Annotated in this window: 21 protein-coding genes; 10 read left to right on the top strand and 11 right to left on the bottom strand. The window is 72.0% G+C overall.

Going from position 1 to position 22296, the window contains the following annotated elements; translation table 11 throughout:
- The first annotated feature begins 33 nt into the window (after positions 1–33).
- Entirely contained in the window at positions 34–357 is a 324-nt protein-coding gene (locus ACGH52_RS06150; RefSeq protein WP_076973191.1) for a putative quinol monooxygenase, read from the top strand.
- 461 nt (positions 358–818) lie between these two features.
- On the opposite strand, the gene ACGH52_RS06155 is transcribed toward ACGH52_RS06150, so the two are convergent.
- Positions 819–1241: a YjbQ family protein gene (locus tag ACGH52_RS06155; protein ID WP_121701646.1), complete on the bottom strand. Its 423-nt coding sequence runs from the start codon at positions 1239–1241 to the stop codon at positions 819–821.
- An 82-nt stretch (positions 1242–1323) separates the two neighbouring features.
- Here ACGH52_RS06155 and ACGH52_RS06160 point away from each other — a divergent pair, with 82 nt between their 5' ends.
- Positions 1324–2403, top strand: coding sequence for an NAD(P)-binding domain-containing protein (locus tag ACGH52_RS06160; RefSeq protein WP_121701645.1), 1080 nt, complete (start codon positions 1324–1326; stop codon positions 2401–2403).
- A gap of 12 nt (positions 2404–2415) precedes the next feature.
- Here ACGH52_RS06160 and mltG read toward each other — a convergent pair whose 3' ends face one another.
- Entirely contained in the window at positions 2416–3237 is an 822-nt protein-coding gene (gene mltG / locus ACGH52_RS06165; RefSeq protein ID WP_171987053.1) for an endolytic transglycosylase MltG, read from the bottom strand.
- Positions 3238–3445: 208 nt separating this feature from the next.
- Positions 3446–5248 carry an ABC transporter ATP-binding protein gene (locus ACGH52_RS06170; RefSeq protein ID WP_399938078.1) on the bottom strand — a complete coding sequence of 601 codons (1803 nt, stop codon included), beginning with the start codon at positions 5246–5248 and terminating at the stop codon, positions 3446–3448.
- A 146-nt stretch (positions 5249–5394) separates the two neighbouring features.
- On the opposite strand from ACGH52_RS06170, the gene ACGH52_RS06175 reads away from it, so the two are divergent.
- Positions 5395–5856 carry a MarR family winged helix-turn-helix transcriptional regulator gene (locus ACGH52_RS06175; protein ID WP_059297514.1) on the top strand — a complete coding sequence of 154 codons (462 nt, stop codon included), beginning with the start codon at positions 5395–5397 and terminating at the stop codon, positions 5854–5856.
- Between the two features lie 77 nt (positions 5857–5933).
- On the opposite strand, the gene ACGH52_RS06180 is transcribed toward ACGH52_RS06175, so the two are convergent.
- On the bottom strand, positions 5934–6692 hold the full coding sequence (locus ACGH52_RS06180) for a L,D-transpeptidase family protein (RefSeq protein WP_059297515.1): 759 nt from the start codon (positions 6690–6692) through the stop codon (positions 5934–5936).
- Between the two features lie 230 nt (positions 6693–6922).
- On the opposite strand from ACGH52_RS06180, the gene ACGH52_RS06185 reads away from it, so the two are divergent.
- From ACGH52_RS06185 to ACGH52_RS06200, 4 genes are all read left to right on the top strand, one after another.
- Positions 6923–8800, top strand: a complete 1878-nt coding sequence (locus ACGH52_RS06185; protein WP_210976088.1) for an ABC transporter ATP-binding protein — start codon at positions 6923–6925, stop codon at positions 8798–8800.
- Positions 8797–10578: an ABC transporter ATP-binding protein gene (locus ACGH52_RS06190; RefSeq protein WP_210976089.1), complete on the top strand. Its 1782-nt coding sequence runs from the start codon at positions 8797–8799 to the stop codon at positions 10576–10578. Before ACGH52_RS06185 ends, ACGH52_RS06190 begins: the two co-directional genes overlap by 4 nt.
- A gap of 363 nt (positions 10579–10941) precedes the next feature.
- A complete protein-coding gene (locus ACGH52_RS06195; protein ID WP_059297801.1) occupies positions 10942–11412 on the top strand; it encodes a DUF5709 domain-containing protein in 471 nt (156 codons plus the stop codon).
- Between the two features lie 63 nt (positions 11413–11475).
- Entirely contained in the window at positions 11476–11748 is a 273-nt protein-coding gene (locus ACGH52_RS06200; RefSeq protein ID WP_059297518.1) for a type B 50S ribosomal protein L31, read from the top strand.
- Positions 11749–11768: 20 nt separating this feature from the next.
- Here the strand turns inward: ACGH52_RS06200 and ACGH52_RS06205 are convergent, their stop codons facing one another.
- On the bottom strand, positions 11769–12563 hold the full coding sequence (locus ACGH52_RS06205) for a metal-dependent hydrolase (protein ID WP_059297519.1): 795 nt from the start codon (positions 12561–12563) through the stop codon (positions 11769–11771).
- 145 nt (positions 12564–12708) lie between these two features.
- Here ACGH52_RS06205 and ACGH52_RS06210 point away from each other — a divergent pair, with 145 nt between their 5' ends.
- Together ACGH52_RS06210 and ACGH52_RS06215 are read left to right on the top strand one after the other, a co-directional pair.
- Positions 12709–15222, top strand: coding sequence for an RNA helicase (locus ACGH52_RS06210; protein WP_193777513.1), 2514 nt, complete (start codon positions 12709–12711; stop codon positions 15220–15222).
- A gap of 19 nt (positions 15223–15241) precedes the next feature.
- Entirely contained in the window at positions 15242–16108 is an 867-nt protein-coding gene (locus tag ACGH52_RS06215; protein WP_399938082.1) for an acyl-CoA thioesterase, read from the top strand.
- 1 nt (position 16109) lies between these two features.
- Here the strand turns inward: ACGH52_RS06215 and ACGH52_RS06220 are convergent, their stop codons facing one another.
- Positions 16110–17045, bottom strand: coding sequence for a DUF6397 family protein (locus ACGH52_RS06220; protein WP_121701407.1), 936 nt, complete (start codon positions 17043–17045; stop codon positions 16110–16112).
- Positions 17046–17194: 149 nt separating this feature from the next.
- Entirely contained in the window at positions 17195–17608 is a 414-nt protein-coding gene (locus tag ACGH52_RS06225) for a roadblock/LC7 domain-containing protein (RefSeq protein WP_059297523.1), read from the bottom strand.
- Between the two features lie 105 nt (positions 17609–17713).
- Here ACGH52_RS06225 and ACGH52_RS06230 point away from each other — a divergent pair, with 105 nt between their 5' ends.
- A complete protein-coding gene (locus ACGH52_RS06230; protein ID WP_121701406.1) occupies positions 17714–18142 on the top strand; it encodes a PPOX class F420-dependent oxidoreductase in 429 nt (142 codons plus the stop codon).
- 33 nt (positions 18143–18175) lie between these two features.
- On the opposite strand, the gene ACGH52_RS06235 is transcribed toward ACGH52_RS06230, so the two are convergent.
- From ACGH52_RS06235 to ACGH52_RS06250, 4 genes are read right to left on the bottom strand one after another with little or no spacing between them, the layout of a single operon-like run.
- Positions 18176–18781, bottom strand: coding sequence for an ATP/GTP-binding protein (locus ACGH52_RS06235; RefSeq protein WP_059297525.1), 606 nt, complete (start codon positions 18779–18781; stop codon positions 18176–18178).
- 15 nt (positions 18782–18796) lie between these two features.
- Positions 18797–19210: a DUF742 domain-containing protein gene (locus ACGH52_RS06240; RefSeq protein ID WP_059297526.1), complete on the bottom strand. Its 414-nt coding sequence runs from the start codon at positions 19208–19210 to the stop codon at positions 18797–18799.
- An 18-nt stretch (positions 19211–19228) separates the two neighbouring features.
- On the bottom strand, positions 19229–19666 hold the full coding sequence (locus tag ACGH52_RS06245) for a roadblock/LC7 domain-containing protein (RefSeq protein WP_076973204.1): 438 nt from the start codon (positions 19664–19666) through the stop codon (positions 19229–19231).
- Entirely contained in the window at positions 19663–22269 is a 2607-nt protein-coding gene (locus ACGH52_RS06250) for a nitrate- and nitrite sensing domain-containing protein (protein WP_399938084.1), read from the bottom strand. The genes ACGH52_RS06245 and ACGH52_RS06250 overlap by 4 nt, the downstream gene beginning before the upstream one ends.
- Positions 22270–22296: the final 27 nt, after the last annotated feature.

Genomic DNA, 22296 nt, shown 5'->3' on the forward strand with positions numbered 1-22296 from the left:
GATCCCGCGATCACAGAAAGCGAACCGAGACCCATGATCTTCATCACGGCGAAGTTCCAGGTGCTCCCCGAGCACGCCGACCAGTGGCCGGAGATCGCCGGCGAGTTCACCCGGGCCACCCGGGCGGAACCCGGCTGCCTCTGGTTCGACTGGTCGCGCAGCGTCGAGGACCCCACGGAGTACGTACTGGTCGAGGCGTTCCGCGACGACGCGGCGGGCGCCGCCCACGTCGGGTCCGCGCACTTCCGCGCCGCCCAGGAGAAGCTGCCGCGCCACCTGGCCAGCACACCCCGCATCGTGAACGCGACGGTCGACCAGGAGGGCTGGTCGGAGCTGGGCGAGATGGCGGTGGAGTAGGTCGCCGGAGCCCGTTCGCCCGGCTCGGTCGTCACATGGGGTCGTGCGGGCCGGGCTCGGGGGTCGTGGTCCCGCCGAACTCCAGCTCGATATGGACCGAGCCACTGCTCGACCTCGCGGCGAAAGGACGGTACCTGGGCGGGGCCGGTGAACCGTTGCCGCGAAGCGCGGCGCGTCGCGGGCGGGGCCGCGCACGCGAACGTCCGTTCCGGGCGCACGGACCGAGTCGGCGGACTGTGTGGATCGCCTGGTCTCCGCGACGGTTTGCGCGATCCGGTCGTAGACGGAGTCGAGCTTGAGTAGGTGCTGTGACACGGAATGAACGGCTGCCCGCTGTTCACCTCGTGGTCGCTCACCCGTGCGTCGCCGGGAAAGACGGGCTCGGCAAGGAACGTCAGGAGCACCTTAGCGCCGCCCGGCCGCGTGTCGGCGCGACAGGTGCGGTGACGGCAGAGGCAGCCCTACCCGAGGAACGACAACCGCACCTGGCGGTCGGGGTTGTCCCGGTTGGTGTCCACCAGGCACACCGACTGCCAGGTGCCGAGTTCCAGGCGCCCGCCGATCACCGGCAGCGTCGCGTGCGGGGGTACGAACGCGGGCAGGACGTGGTCGCGGCCGTGCCCGGGGCTGCCGTGGCGGTGCTGCCAGCGGTCGTCGGCGGGGAGCAGGGTGTGCAGGGCGGACAGCAGGTCGTCGTCGCTGCCGGCGCCGGTCTCGAGGATCGCGATCCCGGCGGTGGCGTGCGGGACGAAGACGTTGAGGAGGCCGTCGCGACCGGACGCCGCCTCGCGCAGGAAGGACTCGCAGTCGCCGGTGATGTCGGCGACCCGTTCCGCCGAGCCGGTGGCGACGTTGAGGACTCGGGTGATGTAGGCATCTGGCATGACCCCATCGTGACACCGGGGGCAGCGTGATCCGGTCCTGACACCGGGGAAGATCGGGGCCTGCCACACAGTTGGTAGAAGCGTGAACAACACACGCGAGGTCGAGGTCGTCGTCATCGGTGCCGGTCAGGCCGGGCTCGCCGCCGCCTACCACCTGCGGCGCACGGGTTTCGAGCCCGAGCGCGACTTCGTGGTGCTCGACCACTCCCCCGGTCCCGGCGGCGCCTGGCAGTTCCGCTGGCCTTCCCTGACGTACGGCAAGGTGCACGGGATGCACGCCCTGCCGGGGATGGAGCTGACCGGCGCGGATCCGGCGCGGCCGTCCGCCGAGGTGGTGAGCGGGTACTTCGCGCAGTACGAGCGGAGGTTCGACCTGCGGGTGCTGCGGCCGGTCGATGTGCGCGCCGTGCGTGAGGGGACGGACGGACGGCTGCTCGTCGAGACGTCGGCGGGGTCCTGGTCGACGCGTGCGCTGATCAACGCGACCGGCACCTGGGACCGGCCCTTCTGGCCGCGCTATCCGGGGCAGGAGACCTTCCGGGGGCGGCAGCTGCACACCGCGCAGTACGCCGGTCCCGAGGAGTTCGCCGGGCAGCGCGTGATCGTGGTCGGCGGCGGCGCCTCGGGGACGCAGCACCTGATGGAGATCGCCCCGTACGCGGCGGCCACCACGTGGGTGACCAGGAGGCCCCCGGTCTTCCGCGAGGGGCCCTTCGACGAGGACGCGGGCCGGGCGGCGGTGGCGCTCGTGGAGGAACGGGTACGGCAGGGGCTGCCGCCGAAGAGTGTCGTGTCGGTGACCGGGCTGCCGCTGAACGACGCGGTCCGGGCCGGACTGGAGTCGGGCGTGCTGGACCGGCAGCCCATGTTCGACCGGATCATCCCCGAGGGGGTGGAGTGGGGCGACGGGCGGCGCGTGTCCGCGGACGTCATCCTGTGGGCGACCGGGTTCCGGGCCGCCATCGACCATCTGAGGCCGCTGCGGCTGCGCGAGGCGGGTGGCGGTATCCGTGTCGAGGGGACGCGCGCGGTCAACGACCCGCGGATCCACCTCGTCGGCTACGGGCCCTCTGCCAGCACCATCGGCGCCAACCGGGCGGGACGCGCGGCCGTGCGGGACATCAGGCGGCTGCTGGCCGAGGGGGAGCCGGTCGCCGCGTGACGCCCCGACCGGTCACTTGGCGGCCTCGCCCTCGGCCTGCTTCGAGGCGCTCTGCCGGAGGCGGTTGAACTCGCCCACGTTGCGCTGGTGTTCGGCGTAGTCGGCGGTGAAGCGGGTGTCGCCGGGCTTGACCGTGACGAAGTAGAGCCAGTCACCGGGGGTCGGGTTGATCGCGGCCGTCATCGCCTCGTCGCCCGGATTGGCGATGGGGGTGGGCGGCAGTCCCATGCGCTGGTACGAGTTGTAGGGGCTGTCGATCTTCGTGTCCTTGTCGGTGGTGTTCAGGGTGGAACGGCCCAGGGCGTAGTTGATGGTGGAGTCCATCTGCAGCGGCATGCCGCGTTCCAGCCGGTTGAAGACCACCCGGGCCACCTTGCCCATGTCCTCCTTGGCGGCGGCCTCCGCCTGCACGATGCTGGCGATGGTGACCGCCTGGTAGACGTTCAGCGCGTTGCGCTGGGCGCCTGCCGCGACCGGTGCGCCGGTGAACTTCTTGTTCGCCGTGTCGACCATGGCCGTCAGCAGCTTCTCCGGGGTCGGGTTCTCGCCCAGCGGATAGGTCGCGGGGAAGAGATAGCCCTCCGGGTTGCCCTCGGCGTCGTTCGGCAGTTCGAGGTTGGCCTTGGCCAGGGACTTCTTGGTGGTGCCCGCGGGCAGGGCAAGGATCTTGTCGACGGCGTCGTAGACCTGGGTCGCGCGCCAGCCCTCGGGGATCACCAGGGAGGTGGGGCGGGACTCGCCCTCCTCGTCCGTCGTCAGCAACGGCACCGCCACGGCGGTACCGGCGACGACGGCGCCGATCGCGATCAGGGCGACACGGCCCCGGCGCGTCAGCCGGATCGTTCTCCTGGGGCCTCTGGGATTTCTGGGATCTCTGAGTCCCGTGGAGCTTCTGAGCCCCGTGGAGCCTCTGAGGCCCCCCCTGGGGCCTCTGGCGCTCATCGCGCTCCTCGCGCTTCGCACGCTTCTCGCGCTCCGTGGCGGAGTGTTCATCTGCATGCGGGCACGGTAACCCCCATAGAGGCACAAACCCGGCATATCGTCATCTTGTCGGCTCCAGTCGGGCGTCCCGGCGGACCAGCGCGGCGTACCTCCCGTCCAGCGCCAGCAGTGCCTCGTGCGTGCCCTGTTCGGCCAGGCGTCCGGAGTCGAGGACCACGATCCGGTCGGCGCCTTGGACGGTGGAGAGGCGGTGCGCGATGGTGATCGTGGTGCGGTTGGCGGACAGGGCGTCGATGGCGTCCTGCACGGCGGCCTCGGTGCGGGTGTCCAGGGCACTGGTCGCCTCGTCCAGGACGAGGACGGGCGGGTCGCGCAGGATGGTGCGGGCGATGGCCAGGCGCTGCTTCTCGCCGCCGGAGAAACGGTGGCCGCGCTCGCCGACCACGGTGTCGTAGCCGTCGGGCAGGGCGGCGATGTGGTCGTGGATCTGGGCCGCCCTCGCCGCCGCCTCCAGCTCCGCGTCCGTGGCGTCCGGCTTGGCGAAGCGCAGGTTCTCGGCGACGGAGGCGTGGAAGAGGTACGTCTCCTGCGAGACGACGCCGACCGCGCGGGCGAGGGTGTCGAAGTCGAGGTCGCGCACGTCGACCCCGTCGAGGGTGACCCGGCCGCCCGTCACGTCGTACAGCCGCGGCACCAGGTGGCCGAGCGTGGACTTGCCGGCGCCGGTGGGGCCGACGACGGCGAGACTGCTGCCGGCGGGGACGGTGATGTCGATGCCGTCGAGCACCGGGCCGCCCTTGCCGTCGTAGCCGAACTCGACGTCCTCGAAGCGGACCTCGCCCTTGATGTGGTCGAGGTGGACGGGGTCCTCCCGCTCTGTGATGTCGATCGGCAGGTCGAGGTACTCGAAGATGCGCTGGAAGAGTGCGAGCGAGGTCTGGATCTGCACACCGGTCGACAGCAGGCTCACGGTCGGTCGGAACAGACCCTGCTGGAGCGAGACGAAGGCGACGATGGTACCGAGGGAGACGTCGGGTCCGCCGAGTTGGAGGGCGATGCCCGCGGTCCAGTAGATGACGGCCGGCATGGCGGCCATGACGATGGTGATGACGGCCATCCGCCAGCGGCCCGCCATGTTCGACCTCACCTCCAGGTCGACCAGGCTCTCGGACTCGTCCGCGAAGGCGCGGGTGAGCGAGTCGGAACGGCCCATGGTGCGGCCGAGCAGGATGCCGCTGACGGAGAGCGACTCGGTGACCGTGGCGGCCATCGCGGCCATCTGCTTCTGGCGCCGGGTGGTGATCTTCCGGCGCTCCCTGCCGACGCGGCGGCTGATCCACACGAACACCGGGAGCAGGAGCAGCGAGACGACGGTGAGGCGCCAGTCGAGGACGACCATGGCGGCGATCGTGGCGACCACGCTGGTGAGGTTGGACACCAGCGAGGTCGCCGTCGAGGTGACGGTGGCCTGCATGCCGCCGATATCGTTGGCGATGCGGGACTGGACCTCGCCGGTGCGGGTGCGGGTGAAGAAGGCGAGGGACATCTGCTGGAGCCGTCCGTAGACGGCGGTGCGCAGGTCGTGCATGACCCGCTGGCCCACGGTCGTGGAGATCAGGGTCTGCAGCACGCCGAAGACGCTGGTGAGGACGGCACCGAAGATCATGCCGAGGGCGAGCAGGCTCAGCAGGCCCGTGCGCCCCTCGGGGATCGCGACGTCGAGGATCTCCTTGAGCAGGAAGGGCGTCGCGACCGACACCAGGGACGCGGCGCCGACCAGCAGGCCGACGACCGCGAGGCGGCCGCGGTAGGGACGGAACAGCTTGAGGATGCGCCGCACCTGCCGGGGCTGTTCCTTGGCGTCGGCGGGTGCGGTCCAGGCGGATGCGCGATCGGGGTGCATGGGCTCCTTCGGAAGCGGCGAGGGGAGGCCCGCGGAGCCTTCGGGCGCAGACCTCGGGGGCCTGCCGCGGGCATGCGCGGACCTTACGGATCATAGGTCATTGTTACCTATACTCACAATGAACGTCATCCTGATATTGTTCCCCCATGACCGCTCCCGATCCCGACGGCCTGCTCGCCGAGCAGCTGCTGCGGCTCACCCGCCGGGTGCACCGCATCCAGAAGCGTCATCTCGAGCACCGCGACCTCGGCATCACCCCGGCCCAGTCCCGGCTGCTGCGCACGCTGGCGCACTACGGCTCTCCCCCGCGCATGGCGGACCTCGCCGAGCGCCTGGAGGTCGTGCCCCGGGCGGTGACGACGCTGGTCGACGGGCTGGAAGCCGCCGGGAACGTGCGCCGCGTCCCGGATCCCGCCAACCGCCGGGTCATCCGGATCGAGCTGACCGACGACGGGCGCGCGGCGCTCAGGGAACTGCACGGTGCGCGCCGGTCCGCCGCCGAGGAGATCCTGGCCCCGCTGACGGGCGAGCAGCGCGCGGTGCTGGGCGGACTGCTGGACACCCTGATCGACGGCCCGGACGCGGGCGAGTGCCGCCGGACGGCGTGATCGGGACAGCCGATGCGGCCCGGGCAGTCGGTGTGGTCCCCACGGGCTAGGTGGGCCGGGAACCGGAAGGCCCGTGCTCAGGCCTTCAGGTGCGCCCTGTCCCCCATCACCACCACGGGGTGCCGGTCCGGGTCCAACGTGCGCAGCAGGTACTCCATCGCCGACTTGGGCAGGCTGACGCAGGCCGACGTACCGCTGCCGTGGTCCATGTGCAGCCAGATCGAACCGCCCTTCGACGTCCCCTCCGGGCGGGTCGGGTCGTTCGGCGGGGTGCCCTTGACGCGGTTGTAGTCGATGGCGATGACGTAGTCGAAGTCGTGCCAGTACGACTTCGCCCACCACCGCGGTGCCGCGAAGCTCGCGGACCTGCTGTACGGCAGCCCCGTACCGGGGGCCGGATCGGGGTCCGGGAGCACGCCGCCCGCGTCGCTGAGGGTGAACACACCGACCGGGCTGCGCTTGTCGTTCTCGTGGTGGTCGGTCGTCCACCCCTTCGTGCCGTTGTGCGCCGCCCAGCTCCGGGCTCGGTGCCATGCGGAGCCCTGCTTCGTGTAGAGCACGACCGTGGAGTCGGCGGAATCCCTGCCGTCCCCGTACACCGCGACGACCTGGCGCGAGTCGCCGGGGATGCGCTTCTGGAGCCGGTCGCCCACGCCGGGGATCCTCGTGGGATCGGCCGCCGCACTGCTGCGGCCGTCCCCGCCCGGGGGGCCGCTCGCCCGGGAGTCCGCGCCGTCCCCCGACGGACCGCCGCAGGCGGACAGCGCCGTCACCGCCAGCAGGGAGCCAAGGGCCGCCGTCGCGACCGCCGTACGCCGTCCACCACCACGTGCCATTCGTCCATCGTCGCATCCCCCGCGGGCCTGCCGTCGGGACGGCGGCGGAGGGGAGCGGGTGGGCCGCTGCCGACGCGGGCGGACGGCGCACCGCGCTCCGCAGCCGGATTCGTACCCTCGCGCGGAAAACCGCTTGATTTTGGGCACGTGGCGACGCGAACCTTTCACGGTTTGCAGCCTCTTGATGCCGTACGGCAACGGCACCCCCTGACACGAGCCACTGGGACGTCATGCAGATCCAAGACCTTCCGTATCCCGACCCGGGTGTGCCGGACGCACGCTCGGGCCCCCGATTCCTGTGGTGGCTGTTCCGCAACCAGCTCGGTGGCCAACTCAAGTCACTGGCCTGGGGCCTGCTGCACTTCGCCTCCGTCTCCGCCCTGCCCTTCTGTGTCGGTCTCGCCATCCAGGCGGTCGTCGACCGCTCCGGCAGCCGGCTCGCCCTCGCGGGCGGCATCATGGTCCTGTGCTGCGTCGGCAACGCGCTCGGCGACACCTTCCTGCACCGCGCCGCCGTCACCAACTGGATCACCGCCGCGGCCCGCGTCCAGCAACTGCTGGCCCGCAAGACCGCACTGCTGGGCTCGGCGCTGACCCGGCGTGTGGCGGCCGGTGAGGTCGTGGCCGTGTCCACCGGAGACGTCGAGAAGATCGGCTGGTTCGTGGAGGCCGTCTCCCGCTTCACCGCCGCCGCGCTCACCATCGTGCTGGTCTGCGTGGCGCTGGTCGTCTACCAGCCGGCGCTCGGCGTCGTCGTGATCGTGGGCCTGCCGGTGCTGGCCCTCGCGGTGCTGCCCCTGCTGCCCCGCGCCACCCGGCGGGCCGACGTCCAGCGCGACAAGGCCGGCCGCGCCACCGAACTCGCCTCGGACACCGTCGCCGGACTGCGCGTGCTGCGCGGCATCGGCGGCGAGGAACTCTTCCTCGACCGCTACCGCAGCGCCTCCCAGGAGGTGCGCCACGCGGCCGTGCGCAGCGCCCGCATGTGGTCCCTGATCTCCGCGATCCAGGTGCTGCTGCCGGGGCTGCTGCTGATCGCGGTGGTCTGGCACGGCGTCCACCTGGCCCGCGAGGGCCGCATCGGCGTCGGCGAACTCGTCACCGTCTACAGCTCCGTCATGATCCTCACCTACCCGCTGCGGCACTTCGAGGAGATCGCCATGGCGTACTCCTTCTCCCGGCCCTCGGCCAAGCGGGCCGCACGCGTGCTGGCCCTGGAACGTGCCACGGACACCGGAGGTTCGCGCGCCGCCGAGATCCCCACCGGGGACCTGTACGACCCGACCACCGGTCTCCTGGCTCCGGCGGGGCGGCTCACCGCCGTGGTGTGCGGTGACCCGGACGCGGCCGGGCGGCTGGCGGAACGGCTCGGCGGGCACCCCTCGGAGCAGGGGGCGTCGGCCCTGCTGGGCGGGGTGCCGCTGGACGAACTGCCCCTGAAGTCCGCGCGCACCGCGGCCCTGGTGCAGGACAAGGACCCGGTGCTGCTCTCCGGGACGCTCCGCGAACTGCTGGACGTGCCCGCGTCCGGTGCCGTCACCGCCGAGGAGGCGCTGGCCGCCGCCCAGTGCGGTGACGTGTTGACGGCGCTCGCGCAGGGCTCGCTCGGCGCCGACGACCCGATGGACGCCCGCATCACCGAGCGGGGCCGGTCGCTGTCGGGCGGCCAGCGCCAGCGGCTGGCACTGGCCAGGTCCCTGATCACGGACCCGGAGGCGCTGGTCCTGGACGAACCGACCTCGGCCGTCGACTCGCACACCGAGGCGCGGATCGCGGAGGGCGTGCGAGCACTGCGCGCGGGGCGCACCACGGTGGTGTTCACCTCGTCGCCGCTGTTGCTGGACCGCGCGGACCGGATCGTGTTCCTGCACGACGGCGAGGTCGCCGCGGTCGGCGCCCACCGGGAACTGCTGCACACCGAACCCCGGTACCGGGCGGTGGTGACCCGCGAGACCGACGAGGAGGCCGCGGCGCACCCGGACACCCTGCCGTCCGGCGGGAAGCCGGCGCAGCCCCTGGCCGACGACGGCCAGGTCGAGGACCGTGACGGTGCCCTGAGCGACGACGACGTACTGCACCGACTGGAAGAGATCGAGGAGACGGCATGATCGGCCTCGCGCCACCGTCCTACGACCCCGCGGCCCCCACCACGGCCAGCACCCTGCCCGTCGGCGCCCGCCCGACCGTGCGTGCCTACGTCGGGGAGCTGCTGCGCCGGCACCGTCGGGCCTTCCTCTTCCTCGTCACCGTCAACACCGTCGCCGTGATCGCCTCGATGGCCGGCCCCTACCTGCTGGGCGGGCTCGTGGAGCGGGTCTCGGACGACGCGCGCGAGCTGCGCCTCGGCCTCACGGCCACGCTCTTCGTGGTGGCCCTCGTGGTGCAGGCCGTGTTCGTGCGCGAGGTCCGGCTGCGGGGGGCCATGCTCGGCGAGCGGATGCTGGCCGATCTGCGCGAGGACTTCCTCGTGCGCTCGGTCGGGCTGCCGCCCGGCGTGCTGGAACGGGCCGGCACCGGTGATCTGCTCTCCCGGATCACCACGGACATCGACCGGCTGGCCAACGCCATGCGCGAGGCCGTGCCCCAGCTCGCGATCGGCGCCGTGTGGGTGGTGCTGCTGCTGGGCGGCCTGGTGGTCACGGCACCGCCCCTGGCGCCCGCGGTGCTGATCGCGGTGCCGCTGCTGGTGATCGGCTGCCGCTGGTACTTCCGCCGGGCACCCGCCGCCTACCGCTCGGAGGCCGCCGGGTACGCCGCGGTGGCCGCCGTGCTCGCCGAGACGGTGGACGCCGGACGCACCGTCGAGGCCCACCGCCTCGACGCCCGTCGCATCGAGCTGTCGGAGCGCCGGATCAAGGAGTGGACTGCCTGGGAGCGCTACACCCTCTGGCTGCGGTCGGTACTCTTCCCCGTCATCAACGTCACCCATGTGACCGTGCTCGCCTCCGTCCTGCTCATCGGCGGTGCCTTCGTCCTCCAGGGCTGGATCGGGGTCGGGCAGCTGACTACGGCCGCCCTGATCGCGCAGATGCTCGTCGACCCGGTGGGCATCATCCTGCGCTGGTACGACGAGCTGCAGGTGGCCCAGGTTTCCCTGGCCCGGCTGGTGGGCGTCCGGGACATCGAGCCGGACGCCGGTGACGGCACGCTGGCCCCCGAGGGACGGCATGTGCACGCCGACCGCGTGCACTTCGGCTACCTCGAGGGTGTGGACGTGCTGCGCAAGGTGTCGCTGGAGGTCGCCCCCGGCACCAGGCTGGCCCTGGTCGGGCCCTCGGGCGCCGGCAAGTCCACCCTGGGCAGGCTGCTCGCGGGCATCTACGGTCCGCGCGAGGGCCGGATCACCCTGGGCGGCGCGGAACTGTCCCGGATGTCCGCGGAACGGGTCCGCTCGCACGTCGCCCTCGTCAACCAGGAGCACCACGTCTTCGTGGGCTCCCTGCGCGACAACCTCCGGCTCGCCAGGACCGGCGCCACCGACGCCGAGCTGTGGGCGGCGCTGGGCGCGGTCGACGCGGACGACTGGTCCCGTGGGCTCGACGAGGGGCTGGACACCGAGGTCGGCTCCGGCGGCTTCGCGCTCACCCCGGCGCAGGCCCAGCAGATCGCGCTGGCCCGCCTGGTGCTGGCTGACCCGCACACCCTGGTGCTGGACGAGGCCACGTCCCTGCTCGACCCGCGGGCCGCACGCCACCTCGAACGGTCCCTGGCCCGGGTCCTGGACGGACGCACGGTGATCGCGATCGCCCACCGCCTGCACACCGCCCACGACGCGGACGTCATCGCCGTGGTCGAGAACGGCCGGATCAGTGAGCTGGGCAGCCACGACGAACTCGTCGCGGCGGACGGCGCCTACGCAGCGCTGTGGCGGTCCTGGCACGGGTAGCCACGTCGCGCACCTTCGGGGCGGACCGGCTCCGGCCGGGGTGGCCGGGGCGGGCTCGGCCGGGCGGGGCCCAGGGGGAAGGCCGGGTGATGGGCCGGGGGTGGGCGCGCCGCCGGTGCCGAAGGGCTCGGCGCGGACCGGCCGGCCCGGTGGGACCGCGGGGGCGGGCCTGTCGCGTACCCCGGCGGGACCCGTGCCGTTGCGCGGTCCCGAACGGGGGTGGAAGGCTGGGAGAAGGCACCGGCTCGAGGCAGGCCCGGGAACCGCGCGGTTCCGCGACAGGTAAGGCCTGTGCCCCGTGCAGCGGCGGCCCGCCGCGGTCCACGGTGAGAAGGGGCCGGTCCCCACCCCCTGGAGGTGTCCGTGAACAGCGTCGACGGATGGGGAGATGACGTCTACCAGCCCGACGGATCCGAGCAGAGGGAGGACACCGGGCTGCTCGACGGTGAGGACACCCTCGAGGAGGACGGTGTCGACGACCCCCTCGACCGGGGCTGGTCGCCGCCCGAGCGCCCCTGGGCGGTGGAGCACACCGGCGTGACCGCCGCCGAACGTCGCCGCGGCGAAACGCTGGACCAGCGGCTCGCCGAGGAGCGGCCGGACGAGCTCGCGCCCGACGGCGACGGCCTGGGCGACTCCGACGGCACCGACGGGGAACTGCTGGACAACGAGGTCGGCGCGGACCGCTCCGGCCGGCTCGTGGCACCCGACGAAGGAGCGCACGAGGACGAGGAGCCGGCGCTGGTCGCCATGGACGTGGGCATCGACGGCGCGGCCGCCTCCGCCGAGGAGGCCGCGATGCACGTCGTCGACGAGGACTCCCTGCCCGGCTGACACCACTGGCGACGGCAGCACCCTGCCGTCGCTCCGACGAACCGAGCGGTACGAGGAGCAGCCATGCAGCAGGACAAGCACCCGGAGTACCGGCCCGTCGTCTTCCGGGACCGCAGTGCCGGGTACGCCTTCCTGACCCGGTCCACCGCGACCAGCGACCAGACCATCGCGTGGGACGACGGCGAGACCTACCCGGTGGTGGACGTGGAGATCTCCTCGGAGAGCCACCCCTTCTACACGGGCAAGGCGCGCACGGTGGACTCGGAGGGCCGCGTCGCCCGCTTCGAGCGGCGTTACGGCGCGGGCGAGGGGCAGGACACCGGGGAAACCGGCTGAGCCGACCGGTCCCGCGTCGCTCAGATGAAGTTGAGCGCCGCCGCGCCGCCCACTCCCCCGAGCAGCATGAACACCGGCATCAGCACCTTCAGCTCCACCCAGCTGCCCGCCCGGAACCGCATGACCTTCGGCGGGCCGATGGGGTACCACCGCTTGCGGCCCACCGGTATCGGCCAGAGTATCGGGCAGCCCGAAACGGTCAGCGCGTCCCCGATGTCGTGCACCAGCGCGCCGAGCACGATCGGCAGCCCCAGCCACAGGTACTCCTGGCCCGGCGCCGTGAACAGCCAGTCCGCGCCACCGTCCGGCTTGTCCAGGATGCCGGCGAGGATCCAGGCGCTGGTCCCGGCCAGCAGCCAGACCAGCACGTCGCTGCTGGAGCCGCGGGTGGCCCGCCAGAGCAGCCCCTCGATGGCCAGCACCATGTGCACGAAGAGGAGCGCCAGCACCGCCCAACGGCCGCCCGTGATGGCCAGGACCGACGAGCCCCCGCCGATCAGGACCGCCCACAGCCAGGTGTGCGTGAGCGTGCGGTGTCCACCGGAGCGCCGCGGGTCGGCCGGCTTCTTCGTGGCCTTGTAGACGGCGTAGGACAGCTTGTCGACGATCTCGCACAGCCCCCGGGAGACCGGCCCGAAGGCCCGGGAGATGGTGGCCGCCTTGTGGTCCAGGTCCGGGGCGAGCGCCGCTCCGGCGCAGATCAGGGCTCCGGCGAGCAGCACCGGCCAGGGCATCGGCTGTCCCGCGGCGGCGGTCGCCGCCCCGACGCCGAGCCACGCCGCGGCGCCCGACAGTGAGTGTGCTGGTCCCATCATCGCCGTTGTCCGCCCCATTCCTCGTGTGCCGCTGTGCAGTTGTCCGGGTCCGCTGTTGCCGCGCCGGCGACCCAGCGTAGCGTTCGTGATCTTCACGCGGACAGCCGATTCCCCCATCGCGGCCCGGGGCAGGCAAGATGGGGGCGTGACCCTCATCGATCAGCTGCCGCGGACCGCCGACCCCGATGCCTTGTACGAAGCCTTCGAGGCGTGGGCCCAGGAACGCGGTCTCACGCTCTACCCCCACCAGGAGGAGGCGCTGATCGAGGTGGTCTCCGGCGCGAACGTGATCGTGTCGACCCCCACCGGCTCCGGCAAGAGCATGATCGCGGCGGGCGCGCACTTCGCCGCCCTGGCCCGCGACGAGGTCACCTTCTACACGGCACCGATCAAGGCGCTGGTGTCGGAGAAGTTCTTCGAGCTGTGCAAGATCTTCGGCACCGAGAACGTGGGCATGCTGACCGGCGACGCCTCCGTGAACTCCGACGCCCCCGTCATCTGCTGCACGGCGGAAGTCCTGGCGTCCATCGCGCTGCGTGACGGCAAGCACGCGGACATCGGCCAGGTCGTCATGGACGAGTTCCACTTTTACGCGGAGCCGGACCGCGGCTGGGCCTGGCAGATTCCCCTGCTGGAACTGCCGCAGGCCCAGTTCGTCCTGATGTCGGCGACGCTCGGTGACGTCTCCTTCTTCGAGAAGGACCTCGCGCGCCGTACCGGCCGTCCCACCTCGGTGGTCCGCTCGGCCACCCGGCCGGTGCCGCTCTCCTACGAGTTCCGCTACACACCGCTCACCGAGACGCTCACCGATCTGCTGGCGGCCCGGCAGGCCCCCGTCTACATCGTGCACTTCACCCAGGCGCAGGCCGTGGAGCGGGCGCAGGCGCTGATGAGCATCAACATGTGCACGCGCGAGGAGAAGGAGCGGATCGCCGACCTCATCGGCAACTTCCGCTTCACCACGAAGTTCGGCCGCAATCTCTCCCGCTACGTGCGGCACGGCATCGGGGTCCACCACGCCGGCATGCTGCCCAAGTACCGGCGGCTGGTGGAAAAGCTCGCGCAGGCCGGCCTGCTGAAGGTGATCTGCGGAACGGACACGCTCGGCGTGGGCGTCAACGTCCCGATCCGTACCGTGCTGTTCACGGCGCTGACCAAGTACGACGGCACCCGGGTTCGCACGCTGAGGGCCCGGGAGTTCCACCAGATCGCCGGGCGGGCCGGGCGGGCCGGGTTCGACACGGAGGGGTTCGTGGTCGCCCAGGCGCCCGAGCACGTCGTCGAGAACGAAAAGGCGCTCGCCAAGGCGGGTGACGACCCGAAGAAGCGGCGGAAGGTCGTCCGGAAGAAGGCTCCCGAGGGGTTCGTCGCCTGGTCGGAGAGCACGTTCGACAAGCTCATCGGCTCGGAGCCGGAGCCGCTGACGTCCCGCTTCCGGGTCACCCACACCATGCTGCTGTCGGTGATCGCCCGCCCCGGCGACGCCTTCTCCGCGATGCGGCACCTGCTGGAGGACAACCACGAGCCGCGTAAGCAGCAGCTCAGGCACATCCGGCGGGCCATCGCCATCTACCGTTCGCTGCTGGACGGCGGCATCGTGGAGAAGCTCGACCAGCCGGACGCGGAGGGGCGCATCGTGCGTCTCACGGTGGACCTCCAGCAGGACTTCGCGCTGAACCAGCCGCTGTCCACGTTCGCCCTGGCCGCCTTCGAACTGCTGGACCCGGAGTCGCCGTCGTACGCGCTGGACATGGTGTCGGTCGTGGAGTCCACGCTGGACGACCCGCGGCAGATCCTCGCCGCCCAGCAGAACAAGGCGCGTGGTGAGGCCGTGGCCGCGATGAAGGCGGACGGCGTCGAGTACGAGGAGCGCATGGAGCGCCTCCAGGACATCACGTACCCGAAGCCCTTGGAGGAGCTGCTCTTCCACGCCTACGACACGTACCGCAGGAGCCACCCCTGGGTCGGTGACCACCCGCTGTCCCCGAAGTCGGTCATCCGTGACATGTACGAACGGGCGCTGACCTTCACGGAGCTGGTCTCCCACTACGAACTGGCCCGCACCGAGGGCATCGTGCTGCGCTACCTGGCGAGCGCCTACAAGGCCCTCGACCACACGGTGCCGGACGACCTGAAGTCCGAGGACCTCCAGGACCTGATCGAGTGGCTCGGCGAGATGGTGCGCCAGGTCGACTCCAGCCTCCTCGACGAGTGGGAGCAGCTCGCCAACCCGGCGGAGATGACCGCCGAGGAGGCTCAGGAGAAGGCCGATCAGGTGCGGCCGGTCACCGCCAACGCGCGCGCCTTCCGTGTGCTGGTCCGCAACGCCATGTTCCGCCGTGTCGAGCTGGCCGCCCTCGACCAGGTCGGTGAGCTGGGCGAGATGGACGCCGACGCGGGCTGGGACGCCGACGCGTGGGGCGAGGCCATGGACAAGTACTGGGACGAGTACGACGACCTCGGTACCGGTCCGGACGCCCGCGGTCCGAAGCTGCTGATCATCGAGGAGGAGCCGCAGAACGGGCTGTGGCGTGTGCGGCAGATCTTCGACGACCCGAACGACGACCACGACTGGGGCATCAGCGCGGAGGTCGACCTCACCGCCTCCGACGCGGAGGGCCGTGCGGTCGTCCGCGTCTCCGATGTCGGCCAGCTGTGAGCACAGGAGAACCCCACCCATGACGAATCCGGCCGAGAGCCTCGTCGCCCTGCTCGACCTGGAGCAGATCGAGGTCAACATCTTCCGTGGCCGCAGCCCCGAAGAGTCGCTGCAGCGGGTCTTCGGCGGCCAGGTGGCCGGCCAGGCGCTGGTCGCCGCGGGCCGCACCACCGACGGCGACCGCCCGGTGCACTCGCTGCACGCGTACTTCCTGCGTCCCGGACGCCCCGGCGTGCCGATCGTGTACCAGGTCGAACGGGACCGGGACGGACGGTCGTTCACCACCCGCCGGGTCACCGCGGTGCAGCAGGGTCGCACGATCTTCACGCTCACCGCCTCCTTTCACAAGCCTGAGCAGGGGAGTTTCGAGCACCAGCTGCCGCCGGCCCGCAAGGTCCCCGATCCGGAGTCCCTGCCGACGGTCACCGAGGAGGTGCGGGAGCACCTGGGTGCGCTCCCGGAGCAGTTGGAGCGAATGGCCCGCCGTCAGCCCTTCGACATCCGTTACGTCGACCGGCTGCGCTGGAGTGCCGAGGAGGTCGAGGGCGCCGAGCCGCGCAGCGCCGTGTGGATGCGCGCGGTCGGGCCGCTCGGCGACGACCCGCTCGTGCACACCTGCGCCCTGACCTACGCCAGTGACATGACGCTCCTGGACGCCGTGCGCATCCCGGTGGAGCCGTTGTGGGGTCCTCGGGGGTTCGACATGGCGTCGCTCGACCACGCCATGTGGTTCCACCGCCCCTTCCGGGCCGACGAGTGGTTCCTGTACGACCAGGAGTCGCCGATCGCGACCGGCGGGCGTGGGCTGGCCCGTGGGCGGATCTACGACATAGAGGGGCGCATGCTGGTGTCCGTGGTGCAGGAGGGGCTTTTCCGGGCGCTGTAGGTCAGGAGTCTCTGCGCCAGAGCCTGCCGAACAGGCCGCGCACCCGTCGGGGTCGCTCCACCTCTGGCGTCGCGGGGTTCTCCGCCTCGGACCGCACCGGTTCCGCCTCCCCGCCCGGTACGCATTCCGGACCGGGCGGGACCGGCACGGCGTGCAGGGGCGGGCGAGGGGCCGGACGGTGTCGGCGGGCCGTGTCCACCGCGGCCGCCAGGTCGGAGCGGAGCCAGTCGATCTCGTCCGGGTCGGCGGCCGTCACGATCTCCTCGGCGAGTTGCGCGGCCGGGGAGCCCGGTGAGCCGTGCGTGGCGAGTGCGGGGCGGAACCGGCGCAGATGGGAGCGCTCGTAGGGATCGATGACGACGTCCGAGATCTCGGCGGCGTCGAGCAGTGACGCAATCGCCGCGGCCCGGGCCCACGGGTCGTCCGTCTGCCGGAGCAGGAATCCCAGGTGCCTTCCCCGCCAGTTGCGGGGACGCAGGTCAAGTCCCTCTCCCAGCTGGTCCCGCAGCCCTTCGGGTGTGCGGCCCTTCAGCAGTGCGGTGTTGCGCTCGTCGGCCCTGAACTGCCGCAGTTCGTCCGCCAGATACAGCCAGACGACGGCGCGGTACCGATTGACGTAGAACTTGACGGGCACCAGCAGCCCCAGCCGCGCGAGACGGGTGAACCGTGCCGTGGTCACGTCCATGAGGGCCGCGCCCTCGGTGGTCCCGACGGCCCGGACACCGGCCCGGAGCGCCTCGGGGAAACCGTCCGCCGTCCGGATCCGGTCGATCTCGTCGCGCGGGACCCGCCGCCCGCCTCCTGCGTCGTCGGGTACCGTCCGGACCCGGCCGAGCTGCACGGCGAGGTCGAACTCGCTTCGCCTGAGGCCCAGTTCCCGCGCCGCGCGAGAGAGGGTGACCGGGGCGAAGCCGTGCGTGATGGTGTTGCCGGACATGATGCGTCTCCCCCGTGGAGTGTGTGGCCGGCGCTGTCCGCGCCCGCTGACACAAAAACCGTAGCCGCTGCCGCGACATGCGTGGCGAGCCTGTGGAAAACTCCGCGGCCGACCACCAAGGGCATCATCGAGGGCATCGAAAGCGCAGGTCAGGGCTCGGTGGGCGATATCCGTCCCGGCTGCCGCGCATCGACGTCGAGGTGCTCGCCCACCCGGTTCACGAGCAGTGTCATCTCGTACGCGATCTGCCCGATGTCGACCTCCGCCCCGCTGAGCACGCACAGGCAACTGCCCGAACCCGCGGCGGTGACGAACAGCACGGCGTCGTCGAACTCGACCATCGTCTGCCGTACCTGACCGGCGCCGAAGTGACGGCCCGAGCCCTTGGCCAGGCTGTGCAGTCCGGACGAGACGGCGGCGAGGTGCTCGGCGTCCTCGCGTCGCAGGCCCGTACTCGCCCCGGTCACCAATCCGTCGTTGGACAGGACCAACGCATGCCGTACGTGTTCGACGCGCGCGGTCAGGTCGTCGAGCAACCAGCCCAGTCCCTGGTTCTGCACCATGATCCGATCTCCCCGTGTCTCCCCGTACGCGTTGCCTCCCCCTGGCCGGGGGATTCGTCCGCCAGCCTTCACCACGCCCGTGCTCCGGGCAAGGAGGATGGAGGCATGGCACAGAAGATGACCGATGAGGAATGGCGGGCGTTCGTCTCGGACGGCACCCGCACCGGAAAGCTCTCGACCGTTCGGGCCGACGGCAGCCCGCATGTGGCGCCCATCTGGTTCCTGCTGGACGGGCAGGACCTGGTGTTCAACACCGGCAAGGACACCGTGAAGGGGCGCAATCTCGTCCGCGACGGCCGCATCGCCCTGTGCGTGGACGACGACCGGCCGCCCTTCGACTTCGTCGTGCTGCAGGGGCGTGCGCGGATCTCGGAGGACCTCGGCGAACTGCGGCACTGGGCCGCCCGCATCGCCGCCCGTTACATGGGCGAGGAACGGGCCGAGGAGTTCGGGGCGCGCAACGGCGTGCCGGGCGAACTCCTCGTCCGTGTCACCGTGGACAAGGTCCTGGCCCAGAAGTCGGTGGCGGACTGAGGGCCACACAGTCGGTGGGGGGAGCCGGTCCGGTCAGCGGACGGAGTCGAGAAGCCGGGCGGTGTGCATCCGCCCGGCGTACTCGACGAGCCGGATCAGTACCTCCTTGCCCGAGTCGCGGTCCCGGGCGTCACACAGCACCACGGGCGTTCCCGGGTCGAGGTCGAGAGCCCGCAGAACGCTGTGCTCGTCGTGGCGGCGTGCACCCGTGAAGCAGTTCACGGCCACCACGAACGGGATGTGCCGGTGTTCGAAGTAGTCCACGGCGGGGAAGCAGTCCGCCAGACGCCGGGTGTCCGCGAGGACGACGGCGCCGAGCGCGCCCTGCGCCAGTTCGTCCCAGAGGAACCAGAACCGGTCCTGCCCCGGCGTGCCGAAGAGGTAGAGGGAGAGGCCGGAGCGGATGGTGATGCGGCCGAAGTCCATGGCGACGGTCGTGGTGACCTTCCGGTCGATGCCGTCGGTGTCGTCCACCAGCCGTCCGGCCTCGCTGAGCAGTTCCTCCGTGCGCAGCGGCCTGATCTCACTGACCGCCCCCACCAGGGTGGTCTTGCCCACGCCGAACCCTCCGGCGACCAGGATCTTCAGCGCCAGCGCGGTCGTGTCGTCGTCCGTGGCGTCGGAGCGTTCGGAGACCATCGATCACTTCTCTCTCTACAGTGCGCGCAGTCCGTCGATCACTTCGCGCAGGATCCGTTCGTCGGGCAGCTGCGCGGGTGGCACGGGGCGGCTGACCGTCACGCACCCCAGTTCCACCAGGTCGCCGAGGAGCACCCTGACGACACCCACGGGCAGATCCGCGTCGGCGGCGAGTTCGGCGACCGACTGGGTCTCGGTGCGGCACAGGCCGATCAGCGTGCGGTGTTCCGGTCCGAGCACGGTGTCGTCGACGCCCGGTGCGCCGACCGCGCGCGTGACGAGGGCGATCAGGTCGAACCGCACTCCCGAGGGTCCCGGCCGGGTGCGGCCGCCGGTCATCGCGTAGGGACGGACGAGGGGTCCGGCCTCGTTGTCGTACCACTGGCTGCCAGGTCCTTCCCGGCCGCCGCCCGTGATGTCGTCGGTCATTCGTGAGGCCCTTCCGGGTCATGAGCCGAAGGGTGGCCGCGCGGCAGCGCGTGGCGCGGTGTGCAGGTGCTCGCCGACGCGTCGCACCAGCCGTGCCATCTCGTAGGCCACGAGACCGATGTCCGCGGTCACCGCGGTGAGCACGGCGAGGCAGGAGCCGTCTCCCGCCGCGGCCACGAACAGGAACCCGTCGTCCATTTCGACCATGGTCTGGTGCACGCCCCCGGCGCCGAAGTGCCGGCCCGCTCCCTTGGCCAGGCTGTGGAAGCCGGAGGCGACGGCGGCGAGGTGCTCGGCGTCTTCGCGGCCCAGGTCGTTCGAGGCGCCCACGGCGAGCCCGTCGTTCGACAGCACCACGGCGTGCCGTACCTCGTGCACGTGTCCGACGAGGTCGTCCAGGAGCCAGTCGAGTTCGCGGGGCCGCCGGGCGGTTCCCGTGTCGGGATTCTGGATCATGCGGGGTCTCCTTCGGTACGGTCGCCGGTCGGCGGCTCCGGCGGTGCCGGGCGGCCGGGGCGACGGCCACCGCCGCGCCACCAGCCGTCGCGGTAGGCGGCCATGCGGTCCCGCACGGCCTCGGGGGTGCGCTCCTCGTCGCCGCGCGCCCGGCCGGGGCGCGCGGGGCCCACGGGGCCCCCGTCGCGCAGTTGGGGGGCGAGACTGGCCTGCCGTACCCGGCGGGGAAGGTCGTCGGACTCCCCGGTCGGCTCCGGTGGGCGATCGCCGTCGCTCTTCGCGTGGGCCCGGGAGGCATCGGGGTCGTCGGAGGACAGGTGCAGTCGCAGGGCGGGCGCTCCCGGAGGCCGGCCGGGTGTGGTGGTGCGCGTTCCCGCCGATGCGGCGGATGCCAGTGCCGGCCGGCCTGCCGGTGCGGTCACGGGTTCCTGCTGCCCGGCGGCACCGGGCACGCGCGCGTACAGGCGCTCCTCGGGCCGGGCCGCCTCGTGTGCCGCCCCGGGAGGGGGCGCCGCCGGTTCGCCGTGCAGGAGTGCGGTGGGCAGGAGGACGACCGCGGTGGTGCCGCCGTAGGGGGAGGTCTTGAGGTGCACCTTGATGTCCTGCCGCGCGGCGAGTCGGCTGACGACGAACAGGCCGAGCCGGTCGCTGTCGAACAGGTCGAGCGTCTCGGTCCGTGTGATGCGGTGGTTGGCTTCGGCGAGGGCGTCCTTGCCCATGCCGAGGCCGCGGTCCTCGACCTCGATCGCATAGCCGTTGCCCACGGGTTCACCGGTGACCCGCACGCGCGTGTGGGGCGGGGAGAACTGGGCGGCGTTCTCGATGACCTCGGCCAGGAGGTGGGTGACGTCCGCGACGGCGGCGCCCTTGACGGACGCCTCGGGGAGTTGCCGTACCTCCACGCGCGCGTAGTCCTCGACTTCGGAGACGGCGGCACGGACCACGTCGGTCAGGGAGACCGGCATCCGCCAGGCACGGCCGGGCGCCGCTCCGGAGAGGATGATCAGGCTTTCGGCGTGGCGCCGCATGCGGGTGGTGAGGTGGTCGAGCCGGAAGAGGTCACTGAGTTCGTTCGGGTCGTCGGAACGGCGTTCCATGCTGTCCAGGAGGCTCAGTTGACGGTGGACGAGGATCTGACTGCGGCGGGCGAGGTTGACGAAGACCCCGGCGATGCCGCCGGCGAGTTCGGCACGTTCCACCGCGGCGCGCAGGGCGGCCCGGTGCACGCTGGCCAGGGCCTCGGCGACCTGCCCCGCCTCGTCCTCGGCAGGAGGCCGGGGCGGTGCCTCGGACCGGATGTCTATCTCGTCCCCCGCGCGCAGTCTGCGCATCGCCTCGGGGAGTTTGTGCCGGGCGATCTCCAGGGCGCTGTCGCGCAGACTCACCAGCTCGACCACCAGCCCGCGGCCGATGCGGACGGAGATGACGAGCGACGCGACGACGGCGAGGAGGCCGAAGAGGACCGCGGCTCCGGCCGGAGAGAGCACACCGCGGGTGAAGGGGTCGGTCCGGTCGGCCGCCGAGCGTCCGGCGTCCCGCTCGATCGCCCGCATGCCGTCCCGTACGCGCGCGTGCGCCTCGTCCCAGGCGGACCGGGGTGCCGTCGCCTCGACCGGTCGTCCCCGCGGACCGCTGCCGAGCAGCCGCTCCTCCGCGGCGCCCACGGCCAGGTAGGAGTCGCTGTCGGCCAGATCCCGCCAGGCCGCGCGTTCGTCGCCGCGCAGATCTGCGACGGCGGACTCGGTCAGCGTCCGGCGGGTGTCCACGGCGCCGGTGAACAGGCGCAGCCGCGCACCGGCGAGTTCGTCGGCCGGGCGGGCACCGGCCAGCAGGGCGTCCTCCTGGGCCAGTGCCTCGCCCGCGCGGGCGAACTCGACCAGTACGCGCGCGTCGGATCCCGGATCGGCGTCCTGGACTCCGCTCAGCGCGCCGCCCACGTGGAAGGCCGCCGAGATGGCTGCGGTATAGCGGCGGTAGGCCTCTTCCCAGTCCGCGCGGTGGTCGAGGACGGCGGTGCGCAGCGGCCCCAGGCGTTCGGCGCCGGTGACGAACGCCTCGAGCCGCCGGGCCACTCCGGCGGGCAGTTCCTCGCTGTCGGCCACGGTGTGGTGGTCGCCGAGCCGCAGCTTTCCCACCGCGCGGTCGGTGCGCGCGGTCAGGTCCCGGAAGTCGGCACCCGGCACCGACGACGGGTCGGTGGCGTGGCGGACGGCCGCGAGCCGCTCGGCCTGCAGGGCGGCGACGGCGGCGTTCACGGGGACCCGAACCCGGGCGTCCACGCGCTGGACCTGCCGCAGCCGGGAGATGTCCTGGGCGGTGCTGACGGTGGCGTACGCCCACAGGGCCAGGAGGGAGACGACGGGCACCATCAGGAGGCAGACGATCCTGGCGCGCACGGTGCGGGGCCGTATGCGGCCGGGCCACGCCCGGGTGGCGGGCGGGTCACCCGCCACGCCAACGGGCCCCGTCGGACCCTCGTCGGCGGGTGGTCCGGCGTGCGCGCGACGGCCACGCACGGACGGACGGGGCTGCGGCCCGACGCCTGGTTCGGGCGTGGGGCGTTCGGGGGTGGCGCGTTCGGGGGTGGCTCGGGGTGGGCGCATGGCCTCCTCGCTCGGGACGGGGTCGGT

Origin of the sequence: Streptomyces sp. BBFR25, assembly GCF_044590125.1 — a bacterium.
In the GTDB taxonomy this organism is placed as follows: domain Bacteria; phylum Actinomycetota; class Actinomycetes; order Streptomycetales; family Streptomycetaceae; genus Streptomyces; species Streptomyces canus_D.

Bases quoted from the DNA above. Each gene is read 5' to 3' on its own strand.
- ACGH52_RS06185 (WP_210976088.1), top strand. From the start codon at position 6,923: ATGCAGATCCAAGACCTTCCGTATCCCGACCCGGGTGTGCCGGACGCA.
- ACGH52_RS06235 (WP_059297525.1), bottom strand. From the start codon at position 18,781: ATGGTCTCCGAACGCTCCGACGCCACGGACGACGACACGACCGCGCTG.
- ACGH52_RS06205 (WP_059297519.1), bottom strand. From the start codon at position 12,563: ATGATGGGACCAGCACACTCACTGTCGGGCGCCGCGGCGTGGCTCGGC.
- ACGH52_RS06230 (WP_121701406.1), top strand. From the start codon at position 17,714: ATGGCACAGAAGATGACCGATGAGGAATGGCGGGCGTTCGTCTCGGAC.
- ACGH52_RS06200 (WP_059297518.1), top strand. From the start codon at position 11,476: ATGCAGCAGGACAAGCACCCGGAGTACCGGCCCGTCGTCTTCCGGGAC.
- ACGH52_RS06250 (WP_399938084.1), bottom strand. From the start codon at position 22,269: ATGCGCCCACCCCGAGCCACCCCCGAACGCGCCACCCCCGAACGCCCC.
- ACGH52_RS06225 (WP_059297523.1), bottom strand. From the start codon at position 17,608: ATGGTGCAGAACCAGGGACTGGGCTGGTTGCTCGACGACCTGACCGCG.
- ACGH52_RS06220 (WP_121701407.1), bottom strand. From the start codon at position 17,045: ATGTCCGGCAACACCATCACGCACGGCTTCGCCCCGGTCACCCTCTCT.
- ACGH52_RS06180 (WP_059297515.1), bottom strand. From the start codon at position 6,692: ATGGCACGTGGTGGTGGACGGCGTACGGCGGTCGCGACGGCGGCCCTT.
- ACGH52_RS06245 (WP_076973204.1), bottom strand. From the start codon at position 19,666: ATGATCCAGAATCCCGACACGGGAACCGCCCGGCGGCCCCGCGAACTC.
- ACGH52_RS06150 (WP_076973191.1), top strand. From the start codon at position 34: ATGATCTTCATCACGGCGAAGTTCCAGGTGCTCCCCGAGCACGCCGAC.
- ACGH52_RS06240 (WP_059297526.1), bottom strand. From the start codon at position 19,210: ATGACCGACGACATCACGGGCGGCGGCCGGGAAGGACCTGGCAGCCAG.
- ACGH52_RS06175 (WP_059297514.1), top strand. From the start codon at position 5,395: ATGACCGCTCCCGATCCCGACGGCCTGCTCGCCGAGCAGCTGCTGCGG.
- ACGH52_RS06215 (WP_399938082.1), top strand. From the start codon at position 15,242: ATGACGAATCCGGCCGAGAGCCTCGTCGCCCTGCTCGACCTGGAGCAG.
- ACGH52_RS06170 (WP_399938078.1), bottom strand. From the start codon at position 5,248: ATGCACCCCGATCGCGCATCCGCCTGGACCGCACCCGCCGACGCCAAG.
- ACGH52_RS06155 (WP_121701646.1), bottom strand. From the start codon at position 1,241: ATGCCAGATGCCTACATCACCCGAGTCCTCAACGTCGCCACCGGCTCG.
- ACGH52_RS06190 (WP_210976089.1), top strand. From the start codon at position 8,797: ATGATCGGCCTCGCGCCACCGTCCTACGACCCCGCGGCCCCCACCACG.